Below are 13,107 nucleotides of genomic sequence, written 5' to 3'. Positions count from 1 at the left end.
ATCTAAAGTGATGTGACCTATTTATATCCTGGAGATTTATAAGCGTTATCAAAGTAATGACTAAATTCACTATCTTCTTGGTACAGTTTGTGCCACTTTTTCGTTGGTGCTAAAATGTGTTCATCAATCATTGGGTTGACTAAACTAAGAGCTTTGGTGTCGATGATTTCAACAATGCGCTTATGTTGTTTGAGTGCGTTCTCAAAACTAAATTCAATCTCAGACAGTAAACGAATCCGATTATAGTGCGTGCTAAGACGAGTAATGGCGCCCCAAACGTGTTCTTTTTTAACTCCTTTAAAGATTAAAAAGTGGAACTCTTTATCAAGTTCATGGAATTGTTGTTCGGTTCCTTGTTGTTTAAACAATTGTTCTTGGCGCATGAGACTAATCTTTAACTCAGTTAAAATATCTTCAGGAAAATCCTCGCAAGCAAGCTTTAGTAATTCCCGCTCTAATGTCGCTCGAGTAAAGACTGCTTCTTCAACGAGTTGCGGCTGAATCTTTGACACGTACGTGCCTACTTGTGGTGTGACTTCAACTAAATATTCTTCTTTTAATTTAGCAATGACTTCACGAATCGGTGTGCGGGAGATGCCTAACTGTTCAGCAATCTCGATTTCACTGATTGGTTGTCCAGGTTCTAATTCTAATGTCATAATCGCCTGTTTGACCGTGCGGTAAGCAAAGTCACGGTTATTTTCGCCTGAATGGCGTTCTAATATCGTCATCATCCTACTCGTCCTCTTTTCTATAAACTAGTATACGTTGTATTGGTGCTTATTGGTTTCAACCGTAATACTAGTATTCTATGTGGTTTTCCCTAATTAATCAACCCTTATCATTAGTTTCTATATACAATTAAAGAAAAGTCAGTTTTAAAAAATGATAGACAGTTAAGGGGATTTGTGAACAAAAAAGTAAAAAGTAAAGTATTTTTTTAAAAAAATTTAAAAAAAGACTAGTCAAAACGACTTCAGGATGCTAGTATACTAGTACATAAGGAAACGCTTTCAAAAAAACACCGAGAAAAAGGAGAGTTCACTATGAAGATGGATAACGATCAGCAACGCATTGTCGCCGAGGGGAAAGCAAAACAAATAGCAAAACAAGAAGGTAAGTATCGCCGAGCGAAAATTTGGCAGATGGGCTTCTTTGCCGCTAATAATACGGCAACAAATATTTTTATGTTTCTGATGATGAATGTCGCTTACTTTGCGACAGGCCCGATTGGTCTTGGGACGGTGGTTGTTTCAACGCTTATTACCGGTTCGCGTATTTTTGATGGAGTTACTGACCCAATTATTGGTTTGTGGATTGATAAGACAGACGGAAAGTTCGGTAAGTTTAGACCTTTCATGTTAATGGGATACTTAACGATGACCGTCGCTGTTTTGTTGATGTTCTTTACGAATCAACACGCACCAGAAAGTATGCGTCTGATTTATTTTGTATTACTTTATATGATTTATATTATCGGTTATACATTCCAAACAGCTGTCACAAAATCAGGGCAATCGGTTATTACAACGGATCCTGCTCAACGGCCATTATTCTCTACTTTTGATATTACGTTAACATCTATATTATTTGCTGCGGCGCCTATCTATTTATCAAGTTATCTAGTACCAAAATACGGTGGCTTTACGGCAAATACAGAGGCATTATTCCATGAGTTTTCTCTAACATTTATTGCTATTTCAGGTGTGTTGACATTACTTGCCGTGATCGGTATTTGGTCAAGTGATATCAGTGAAAACTTCGGTACCGGTAAAGCTGTTAAAATTACCTTTAAAGATATGGTAACCATTCTTAAAGGAAATCGTGCCTTACAAATGCTGATTGTTGCTGCGTCAACGGATAAACTTGGTCAACAAGTGGCAACGAACTCGATTGTTATGGTTGTGATCTTCGGTATTATTATTGGTGACTTCTCACTTTACGGAACACTAGCGGGGATTATGATGATTCCAAATATCATTCTCGTTCTTTTCGGTACGGGTTTTGCTTCTAAGTTTGGTACGAAAAAAGGTTACATTGTTTCAACGTGGCTTTCTATGATAGCGTTTACGTCGATGTTCTTACTATTATGGTTAGGTGAGCCAACAGCAATTCGTATGGGCAATTGGAACTTTATGACGATTGCGTTTTTAATTGCTTATGTCTTTGGAACAGGAGTAAGAACACTTTCAGGTGGGCTCGTTATCCCGATGATTCCAGATGTGACCGATTACGAAACGTATTTAACGGGTCGCTATGCACCGGGTGTTATGGGAACAATTTTCTCATTTGTTGATAAGATGATTTCATCACTTGCTCAAACATTAATTGGTGTCTTACTTGCGATGATTGGTTTCCGAGAAGTCTTCCCAGATGTAGACACGCCTTATACAGACAGTCTTTTCTGGGTAGGGACTTTCCTTTTCATTGGGACGTTAATGATTGCGTGGATTATTTCACTTGTTGCCATGAAGTTTTATCCGCTATCTAAAGAGAAAATGCAAGAAGTTCAAACGGAATTACAAAGACGCCGTGAAGAAAACTTATCAGAGAGCTGATACAGTCTCTATAATAATACATGAAAGCATGATGACGACGGTTATCATGCTTTCATTTTTTGCTTATTATCAAAGATACGTGGTTGAATTTACTTGCCTGACAGTCTTATTGATTGGGTGCATGGATATAGTTAAAACCAGCTTTTGCTCATAGAAAGCGTGAAAAGTATGGTGGAACAACCGGAAAAAAGACGGACTATCAGTTAAGTTTTTTTAAAAAAATAATGAAAAAGGGGTTGTGTAATCATTTATTGCATGCTAGTATACAAGTATAAACAGTAAGCGTTTTCTTATGTATAGATAAAAAGAGATAAATATTGTAACCGAAATTTAAGGAGGACAACAATATGGATGATCAAAACAAACGCCTCATCAGCGCGGCCGAACAAAGACAAACGGCTACGGAAGAGGGAGACTATCGCCGGGCAAAAGTATGGCAAATGGCTTTCTTTTCAACAAACAACACCGCGACAAATATTTTCATGTTCCTTATGATGAACGTAGCGTATTATGCTTCGGGTGTTGTTGGACTTGGAACAGTCATTGTATCAACGGTAATTTCGGGTAGCCGCGTATTTGACGGGATTACGGATCCGATAATTGGTTTGTGGATTGATAAGACGAACGGAAAGTTCGGGAAATTTCGACCGTTCATTTTAGGTGGTTATCTCTTAATGAGTACAACAACCGCGCTATTATTCTTTACTAATCACTTAGTGCCAGAAATGTTTAAATTACCGTACTTCATCGTGTTATATGTGTTGTACATTGTGGGGTACACGTTCCAAACGGCTGTCACAAAGTCAGGTCAATCCGTTATTACGACCGACCCAAGTCAGCGTCCACTGTTTTCAACGTTTGATATTAGTTTAACGTCTATTCTGTTTGCGGCCGTACCGATGTATTTATCGAATTATTTAGCGCCAAAGTACGGCAGCTTAAATTCAAGTGCTTTGTTCGCTGAATTTACGATAACGGCGATTATTGTAACCGGTATCTTAAGCGCCATGGCGATTGCTGGTATTTGGTCAAGTGACGTGAGTGAAAACTTCGGAACCGGTAAAGCAGTGAAGATCACGATCAAAGATATGGTCACAATTATTAAAGGCAATCGTCCGTTACAAATGTTAATCTTAGCTGCTTCAACGGAAAAATTAGGCATGCAAATTGCGATGAATTCCATCGTCATGGTGGTTCTGTTTGGTGTCATTATTGGGGACTTTAGTCTTTACGGCACGCTTGCTGGCGTGATGCTCATACCGAATATTTTAATAGCCGTCTACGGGACGCGTTACGCGAGTAAAGTCGGCACACGTAAAGGATTTATTGTCGTCACTCAACTCGCGATTCTCACCTTCCTTGGTATGTTCCTCATGCTATGGCTTGGTGATCCAACGACGATTCGCATAGGGAGTTGGAACTTCTTAACGGTTAGTTTCATTCTCTTTTATGTGGTGGGTAATGGTCTGAGAACGCTCTCTGGGGGTCTTGTCATTCCGATGATTCCTGATGTCACGGACTATGAAACCCATAAAACCGGTCGCTACGCACCTGGGGTCATGGGAACCATCTTCTCATTCGTTGACAAAATGGTGTCGTCTCTTGCGCAAACAGTGATTGGTTTAACACTCGCTTACGTTGGGTTTAGTGAAGTGTTCCCAGATGTGAACACAACATATACACCCGGCCTATTCTGGGCAGGGATGTTTCTATTCGTTGGCGTACTCGTTTTTGCTTGGATTGTGGCATTAACGGCGATGAAGTTTTATCCTCTCACAAAAGAGAAGATGGCAGACATTCAAGAAGATCTAAAAATGCGTCGCCGTAAAGAGCGGGCGGATGCGAAAACAGCATCAGAAGATGTCGCTATGTAATAAGTAGACATGTGATTAATAGATGTAGTAGAAATAACAGGTAAAACAAATAGAAAAGATGAAAATAAAGGAGTCGATTCGTTTGGGTAAATATGTTGATTTAACAAAAAAACCGTATCAATTAGATGATAGTCAAATCAAATGGGTAGAAGAAACGATTAAGGGTATGTCTGATCGTGAGAAAGTTGGACAGTTATTTACCAACCTGTTCTTCTTTGGTGAAGATAAATTCAGTGGGAATGACCTTACTAACAAAGAAATTTTAGAAAAGTATCATATTGGCGGCGCACGTTATATGGGGGCAGAGTCCGAAACGGTGCAAGACTTACTCAATGAACTTCAAAGTCATTCGAAAATCCCCTTACTCGTTGCGGCAAACTGTGATGCCGGTGGTAACGGGGCGTGTAAAGATGGGACTTATATCGCCTCAGGAGCACAAGCGGAAGCTGCGCTTGACACGTCCGTTGCTTATAATGCTGGATACGTCTCAGGACGAGAAGCAACTGCACTTGGTGTGAATGTTAACTTTGATCCATGTGTCGATATTTTAAAAAACTGGCGTAATACGATTGTGAATACCCGTGCCTACGGCACGAACGCAAGTGACGTGATTAAATATACGGATGCGTACTTAAAAGGCTTAACGCAGTCAGAGATTATCCAATGTATTAAACACTGGCCTGGTGACGGGACAGAAGAACGTGATCAACACCTTGTCTTAGGCGTTAATGAATTATCCGTTGATGAATGGGAAGATTCATTTGGCCGGGTTTATCGCCACCATATTAATGAGGGCGTTGAAATGATTATGGCCGGACATATTGCCTTACCGGCCTATCAAAAAGCACTTAACCCAGACTTAAAAGATGAAGATATTTTACCAGCCACACTCGCAGAAGAACTCACGCAAGAGTTATTGAAGGAAAAGTTAGACTTCAACGGGATGGTTATTACGGATGCGTCACATATGCTCGGTATGACAGCGGCTATGCGCCGTGAAGACTACGTACCACGTGCGATTCAAGCTGGTTGTGATATGTTTTTATTCTTCAATAACTTAGAAGAAGATTTTAACTTTATGTTACAAGGTTATCAAAAAGGTGTGATTACTGAAGACCGTATGACAGACGCCCTGCGCCGGATATTAGGCTTAAAAGCAAAACTCAACTTACATGTGAAACAACAAGAGGGCACATTGTTAAAAGGTAAAGAAGCGCTCGCGGTTGTCGGTTCAGAAGAACACCTCAAAATGCGTAAAGATGCAGCAGATAAAGGAATTACGCTCGTCAAAGATACGCAAGGGAACTTACCAATTAGTCCAGCAACTCATAAACGTGTTCGTCTCTATTTATTAGAAGGTGAAAAAGGCGGGCTCCAGTCAACCGGCACTAACGCTGGTGACGTTGTGAAAGTGGAATTAGAAAAACGTGGCTATGAAGTGACCATCAATGACGGTACCACACGTGTGAAAGGTGAAACGCTTAAATATCGCGAGGAAGTCGATTTGGCGCTCGTAATTGCGAACGTGATTGGCTACGGTGCGCAAAACAACTACCGCATCCAGTGGAAGACAGCGATGTCAAATGAAGTCCCTTGGTATGTCTATGAAGTACCAACCGTCTTTGCTTCGCTTAATTTTACGACCCACTTACATGATGCGACGATGGTGAAAACCTTCATTAATGCGTACCATGAAAATGAAGAGAATATCACACAACTGATTGATAAGTTAGAAGGGAAATCAACCTTTAAAGGTCAGCCTAACAATAATGTCTGGGCAAATAAATGGCAAGCGAAGCTATAACAGGCCAGTAAATAAAGAGGTAAGTGCTGGGGGATTTTTAAAATCTGCTAAATGCATAAAATCTTTAGTTTTTTAAGAAAAGAGTGAAGCAAACCTATTGAAAACGTTTTTCGTGTATGCTAGTATACAAGTATGATTAATAAACATAACGAAACTCAATAAATTCCAGTGAAGAGAGGTCAAACAAATGGTCTTAACAAAACATGAAACATTGAAACAAATGCATGATGCGTATCTTGTTGCTGTCGTTCGTGGCAAGTCCGCAGATGACGCCATCGCGATCGGTAAGAAAGTCTATGAAGGCGGGATTAAGTCACTTGAAATTACTTTTTCAACACCAGGTGCTGAACGTGCGATTGAAGCCTTAAGTGCTCTTGGTGTTGAAGATATGATCGTCGGTGCCGGAACGGTCCTTGATGGTGAGACAGCGCGGATTGCGATTTTACACGGTGCGAAGTATGTGGTAAGCCCACATTTCAATAAAGATATCGCGACGGTATGTAATCGCTACAGCATTCCTTATTTACCAGGTTGTGGTTCAATTACCGAAGTGATGAGTGCGCTAGAATCAGGTGTCGACGTTGTGAAGCTCTTCCCTGGATCATTGCTTGGACCTGGCTTCATTAAAGACGTGAAAGGGCCAATCCCACACGCAGAGATGATGCCATCAGGTGGTGTTTCGATTGATAACTTACACGAATGGGTCGGAAAAGGAGCTTATGCGGTTGGCATCGGGAGTGCGCTCACGAAAGATGTCTCAGGCGGAAACTATGACAGTGTGGCTGAAGTTGCTAGTCAATTTGTCGCGCGTTTAAATGAAGTAAGGTAACAAATTAAATACACTACAAGCAAGTAAGAATAGATCGAGCTAAGTAGAAAGGGTGAGACCGATGGCGTTTATCCATGACGACTTTATGTTAAAGAATGACACTGCAAAACGTTTATATCACGAGTTTGCGAAAGATTTACCGATTATCGATTATCACTGCCACTTACCTCCAGCGGAGATTGCAGAAGATAAACAATTTAAAAATATTACCGAACTTTGGCTAGCAGGTGACCACTATAAGTGGCGCGCCTTACGTGCCAGTGGCATCGATGAGTATTATATTACCGGTGCGGCAACGGATAAAGAAAAGTTTTTAAAATGGGCAGAGGTTGTACCGCAAACGCTCGGTAACCCGCTATACCACTGGACACATTTAGAACTTAAGAAATATTTTGGAATAGAAGACTTATTGGGGCCTGACACCGCCGAAGCGATTTGGGAACAAGCCAATGCCCTACTGAGTCAACCCGACTACAGTGCGCAGAACTTAATCAAACGCTCAAACGTTGTCCTCATTAACACGACGGATGATCCAACTGATGATCTTAGGTTTCATAAACAGCTACAAACAGAAGGGTTCGACGTCAAGGTGCTGCCAACCTTCCGTCCGGATAAAGGGGTAGAAATTAATAAACCTACCTTCCTTCCGTTTGTCTCACTCCTTGCTGAGGTGACAGGGAAAGAGATTAACAGTTACGATGCCTTCACCGAAGCGTTACTTGAACGGGTGGCATACTTCCATGAGGCAGGTGGTCGCTTAGCTGATCATGGTCTTGGTGAAGTACCATACGCCGAGTATACACCAGAAGAAGTCAGCGCCGTCTTTACTAAAGCGTTATCAGGTGAAGCAGTGACGTTAACTGAAGAAGAACAATTTAAAACAGCCGTCATCAATGTGCTCGCCAAAGACTACACGAAGCGGGGGTGGGTGATGCAAATCCACTTCGGTGCGATTCGCAACAACAACAAAAAGATGTTTGAACAACTCGGTCCAGATAGTGGCTTTGACTCAATCAATGACCAAGCAAACGTCGCCGCAAAATTAAACGGCTTACTTAACAGTTGTGAAGTGACGGGGCATTTACCAAAAACGATTCTCTATAACTTAAACCCAACGTATAACGATATTGTTGGGACGACGATGCAAAACTTCCAAACCGAAGCCGGTATTAAAGGAAAAATTCAATTCGGCTCAGGTTGGTGGTTCAACGACACAAAATACGGCATGGATCGACAATTGAAGTCACTGAGTGAAGCAGGACTGTTAATGCACTTTGTTGGGATGTTGACGGATTCACGAAGCTTTATCTCCTATAGTCGCCATGAGTACTTCCGCCGCATACTCTGTAACCTCGTTGGGGAATGGATAGAAGATGGAGAAGTACCAAATGACGATACACTTGTTCAACCATTGATTGAAAATATTTGTTATTACAATGCGAAGCGGTATTTTAATTTATAAATTGTAAAAAGACACACTTAACTTATAAAACAAAGGGGTAAATAATAATGGAAATGACATTTCGTTGGTACGGTAAAGAAGATCCAGTTACTTTAGAAAAGATTCGCCAAATTCCAGGGATGAAAGGGATTGTGACAGCAATCTACGACATTCCAGTTGGTGAAGTATGGCCGCTTGATAAAATCAAAGCGTTAAAATCAGAAATCGAAAAGCATGGCTTAGAATTATCCGTGATTGAAAGTGTACCGGTACATGAAGATATTAAAATCGGTTTACCGACACGTGATCAGTATATTGAAAACTATAAAACAACACTGAAGAACTTAGGTGAAGCAGGCATTCCCGTTGTTTGTTACAACTTCATGCCAGTCTTTGACTGGACCCGTTCATCACTTGATTATGAATTAGAGGATGGTTCAACCGCGCTCATTTTCGAAGAAGAGGTTGTTGAAAAGATGGATCCACTAACGGGTGAGTTATCACTGCCAGGTTGGGATTCAAGCTACGAAAAAGAAGAACTACAAACATTGTTTGATCACTATAAACAAGTCGATCATGAAAAACTTTGGGAAAACCTTGGTTACTTCATTAAAGAAATCATGCCCGTCGCAGAAGCCAGTGGCATAAAGATGGCGATTCATCCAGATGACCCACCATTTGATATCTTTGGGTTACCACGAATCATCACAAATAAAGAGAACTTAGAGCGTTTCATTAACCTGTATGATTCACCAAACAATGGTTTGACGATGTGTAGTGGATCACTCGGTGCGGTACCTGAAAATGACTTCCCAGAGATGTTACGTTACTTCGGTAAAAAGAACCGCGTGAACTTTGTCCATGCGCGTAATGTAAAATTATCAGGCACACGTTCATTCCAAGAATCGCCACACCTCTCTGAAACAGGTTCAATTGATATGTACGAAGTGATTCGTGCCATGAAAGACTTTGATTACACCGGCCCAATTCGTCCGGACCACGGTCGGATGATTTGGGGTGAAACAGGTAAACCAGGTTACGGCTTATATGACCGCGCGCTTGGTGCGACTTATCTAAATGGTTTATGGGAAGCTGAAAACAAGCGTCGACAGTACTAAATCATGTGTACACGCATGAACGTAAGGGATGCAAAACTAAGACACCCGAGTGAACAACCTAAAAACTAAAACATACCTATTTTGGCTGTTTTACGCATACCACTTTCCTTGAAAAAATTAGTATAAATGTAAAAGGCAATTATTTAGGTCTTAGGAAAGCATTGCTTACGGCCATGCTGTCTATAAATTGATTCATTCTTACTCACAAGTAAGATAAATGATTAGCAACAATGAACATGAACGAAACAGATAAAACAAAGATCACTAAGGGAGGAAATGAAGATGAAAGAACACAAATTTGATTTATCCGGTAAAGTCGCAGCAGTGACAGGCGGTGGCGGTGTCCTCGGTAGCTATTTCTGTAAAGCCTTAGCTGAAGCAGGCGCAAATGTTGTCGTTATGGATTTACAAGAAGAAGCAGCGAACAAGATTGCTGAAGAAATCGTTTCAGACGGTGGTAAAGCGATTGGTGTAGCAGCAAACGTCCTTGACGTTGAGTCACTTAAAGCGGCTAAAGCAAAAGTTGATGAGGTTTACGGCGGCGTTGATATTCTTCTAAACGGTGCCGGTGGGAACAACCCTAAAGGGACATCAGATGATGAGTTCTATGATGTTGAAAAAACGAAAGCCAATCCAGACCTTAAAACATTCTTTGATTTAGATCCAAAAGGCATTGGTTTTGTTATGGACCTAAACTACTTAGGAACATTATTACCATCACAAGTGTTCGGAAAAGACATGGCGGAGCGTAAAGGTGCGACGATTATTAACGTATCATCGATGAACGCGTTCACACCACTGACAAAAATTCCAGCCTACTCAGGTGGTAAAGCGGCAGTCAGTAACTTTACTGAATGGTTAGCGACTTATATGTCTAAAGCTGGTGTCCGTGTCAACGCAATCGCACCAGGCTTCTTAGTTACAAAACAAAACGAGAAATTACTTTTAAACGAAGACGGTTCATATACCGCGCGTTCACAAAAAATCATTAACGCGACACCAATGGAACGTTTCGGTGATCCTGAAGAATTAGTAGGTGCTGTTCTTTTCTTAGCAGATGCCAAATATTCAAGTTTCGTCTCAGGCGTTGTGTTACCAATTGATGGTGGCTTCCACGCATACTCAGGTGTGTAAGAGAAAAAAACAGTAAGTAAAAATAAATAACGACAGGGTTATCACTGGTGATAACCCTGTTTTAAAACAAAGGGGTAACCAACATGAACACAAATTTAGTTGATTTTCACAAAAAGCACAACGTACTCGTCTGCGTTGATTCTGACGGCTGTGCCATGGATACGATGGATGTCAAACACATCGAATGTTTCGGACCGAAAATTATTGAGGTGTTTGGCTTAGAGAAAATTGAAGATGCATTCCTCCGTTTGTGGAATGAATTAAATCTGTATTCAATGACACGCGGCATCAACCGCTTTAAAGGCTTAGTGTTATCTTTTGATGTCGCCTATGAACGCGGTATGGACGTCGCGCCGTTTAAAGCGTTAAAGAAATGGACCGAAGAAACACCAGAATTATCAAACCGTGCCTTGAAACAAGCCTATGAAGCATCTGGCGAAGAAGAATTGAAGTTAGGTTTACTGTGGAGCGAAAAAGTCAATGAAGCGATCGGTAACTTGTCTGATGTTGACAAACCGTTTGATGGTGTAAAAGAAGGATTAAAAGCGATCAGTCAAGAGGCCGATGTGGCGATTGTCTCAAGTGCTAACACAACGGCCGTCCTAGAAGAGTGGACCCGTCACGGTTTAGGTGAGTATGTCGATGTCCTCCTCGGTCAAGAAGCAGGCTCAAAAGCAAAGTGTATTCATGATTTACTGGGATTTAACTACCGTGAAAACCAAGTCGTGATGGTTGGAGATGCACCGGGAGATTTAGATGCAGCTAAGAAAAATGGGGTCCATTTCTATCCGATTATCGTCGGTCAAGAAGAAATGAGTTGGAACCGTCTTAAACAAGAAGCGTTCCCACGTTTACTCGCCGGTGCTTTTGACGCGAGTTATCAAGAGATGCTCATTGCTGAGTTCCACGCAGCCCTTGAATCAAACGACTAAGTCAAAACGATAAAGGTGACAAACATGTTTAAAAGAAAACAATCGAAACAACTAGACAATCCTTTACAAGGTCTAGAAGAAGAACTCTCGCGTGTTTATCAAGTTAATGCCCAGTATGATGGGGTTAATCATCGTGATCAGGATGCCTACCTATCTTTTGATCATCCAATCACGTCAGAGATTAATAACTTGTTGGAACTGAAAAACAGTCAATTACGGACGATGTTCACTGAAAATTTAGCGTTAATGAATCAAATCACGTCACTTGATTCGGTGCACCATTTGCTGGAGCTCATTGATACGCAGAAAAGAAGCAGTGCTGACATTCAAGCGTCGACAAGTGAAATGCGCGATGCGATTGAAGATGTCGCTAACTTAAGTCAGCAATCAGCTGAAAAAGCTCAGTCAACGACTGAGAAAGCGGCAAATGCTAAAGGTGAACTCGAACAAGCTGCCCAGGGCATTGACGGGGCCTATCAATCGGTGAGACAAGTTGAATCACGGCTGTCGGATGTGAAGCAAAAGGCCGAAGCGATTGAGAAAGTGACGGCCATTATTGATGGTGTTGCGGATCAAACGAATCTCTTAGCGCTCAACGCTTCGATTGAAGCAGCGCGTGCCGGTGAACACGGGAAAGGTTTTAGTGTCGTTGCGAGTGAGATTACAAAGTTAGCCGCACACACGAAAGCTTCACTTGACCAAATTGATGACATCATTCAAGAACTTTCAAGTGAAATTACAGCATCTAGCGAAGCGATGACCGAAGCGGTTAGTACGTTTGAAACGAATAAAGTAAGGTTAACCGAATCAAATATGACGATTGATTTGATTGTGAATGATATGGATGGTCTTAATGATTACGTTGAAAACATGTCGGCCAGTATCGAACAACAAGCGGCGACGACACAAGAGATTTCAGCGAAAATCGACCATGTGGCGCATGAATCAAATCAACTCTATACACTCTCAAGAGAAACAGGACAAGGTATCTATCATATTAGTGAGAAAAATTATGCGATTAAACAAAGAGCTTTACCTTACTACAAAGCGCTTGACCGAGATAGCTTAAGAGAAGTGGCCCGTACCGATCATTTACGTCTGTATTGGCAAGTGAGAAATGCGATTCATGGGTTTGTGGAACTCTCGGTTGAAGATGTATCGACGGGTAAAGTATGTAATTTAGGGCGACACCTTGAAAAATTAGCCCAAACAGATCCAAATCATCAAGAAGTAACATTAATTAAAGGCGATCATGACCAACTTCATGAACTGGCGGAAGACATTATTCTAAAATGGAATCAAACGAAAAGTTATGAGCAAGTGACGCCGTTACTGGCTGAATTAGAAGCCGTTGTTGAACGATTTAATGAAAAAATGAATGACATTTTGAGATAATGAAAGAGCGGTATTGTTAAGA

Annotated in this window: 10 protein-coding genes; 9 read left to right on the top strand and 1 reads right to left on the bottom strand. The window is 41.2% G+C overall.

The annotated features are described in order from the left end of the window. Nucleotides 1–17: 17 nt before the first annotated feature. Nucleotides 18–734 carry a GntR family transcriptional regulator gene (locus tag BM390_RS03135; RefSeq protein ID WP_089852894.1) on the bottom strand — a complete coding sequence of 239 codons (717 nt, stop codon included), beginning with the start codon at nt 732–734 and terminating at the stop codon, nt 18–20. A 312-nt stretch (nt 735–1,046) separates the two neighbouring features. On the opposite strand from BM390_RS03135, the gene BM390_RS03130 reads away from it, so the two are divergent. The 9 genes from BM390_RS03130 to BM390_RS03090 all read left to right on the top strand — a co-directional run bounded on the left by BM390_RS03130 (nt 1,047) and on the right by BM390_RS03090 (nt 13,085). Next, nucleotides 1,047–2,558: an MFS transporter gene (locus tag BM390_RS03130; protein ID WP_197274810.1), complete on the top strand. Its 1,512-nt coding sequence runs from the start codon at nt 1,047–1,049 to the stop codon at nt 2,556–2,558. 347 nt (nt 2,559–2,905) lie between these two features. Then, nucleotides 2,906–4,432: an MFS transporter gene (locus BM390_RS03125; RefSeq protein ID WP_089852893.1), complete on the top strand. Its 1,527-nt coding sequence runs from the start codon at nt 2,906–2,908 to the stop codon at nt 4,430–4,432. A gap of 82 nt (nt 4,433–4,514) precedes the next feature. Continuing rightward, the gene (locus BM390_RS03120) at nt 4,515–6,236 is read left to right on the top strand and encodes a glycoside hydrolase family 3 protein (protein WP_089852892.1); all 1,722 of its coding nucleotides are present in this window, start codon (nt 4,515–4,517) and stop codon (nt 6,234–6,236) included. Nucleotides 6,237–6,423: 187 nt separating this feature from the next. Continuing rightward, complete coding sequence (locus BM390_RS03115) at nt 6,424–7,065, top strand: bifunctional 2-keto-4-hydroxyglutarate aldolase/2-keto-3-deoxy-6-phosphogluconate aldolase (protein ID WP_062322918.1); 642 nt, start codon at nt 6,424–6,426, stop codon at nt 7,063–7,065. 61 nt (nt 7,066–7,126) lie between these two features. Then, nucleotides 7,127–8,527 (top strand): glucuronate isomerase, encoded by a 1,401-nt coding sequence (uxaC, locus tag BM390_RS03110; protein WP_062322916.1) that lies wholly within the window; start codon nt 7,127–7,129, stop codon nt 8,525–8,527. 47 nt (nt 8,528–8,574) lie between these two features. Continuing rightward, the gene (gene uxuA / locus BM390_RS03105) at nt 8,575–9,624 is read left to right on the top strand and encodes a mannonate dehydratase (RefSeq protein WP_089852891.1); all 1,050 of its coding nucleotides are present in this window, start codon (nt 8,575–8,577) and stop codon (nt 9,622–9,624) included. A 282-nt stretch (nt 9,625–9,906) separates the two neighbouring features. Beyond that, nucleotides 9,907–10,758, top strand: a complete 852-nt coding sequence (locus BM390_RS03100) for an SDR family oxidoreductase (RefSeq protein WP_369813869.1) — start codon at nt 9,907–9,909, stop codon at nt 10,756–10,758. An 83-nt stretch (nt 10,759–10,841) separates the two neighbouring features. Continuing rightward, complete coding sequence (locus BM390_RS03095; RefSeq protein ID WP_062322913.1) at nt 10,842–11,690, top strand: HAD family hydrolase; 849 nt, start codon at nt 10,842–10,844, stop codon at nt 11,688–11,690. Nucleotides 11,691–11,714: 24 nt separating this feature from the next. After that, the gene (locus BM390_RS03090) at nt 11,715–13,085 is read left to right on the top strand and encodes a methyl-accepting chemotaxis protein (protein WP_089852890.1); all 1,371 of its coding nucleotides are present in this window, start codon (nt 11,715–11,717) and stop codon (nt 13,083–13,085) included. Nucleotides 13,086–13,107 lie beyond the last annotated feature (22 nt).

This window comes from Halolactibacillus miurensis (assembly GCF_900116255.1).
Lineage (GTDB): Bacteria > Bacillota > Bacilli > Bacillales > Amphibacillaceae > Halolactibacillus > Halolactibacillus miurensis.
The sequence above is the reverse complement of the archived record's forward strand: the minus strand, read 5'-3'. Positions and strand labels throughout refer to the sequence as shown.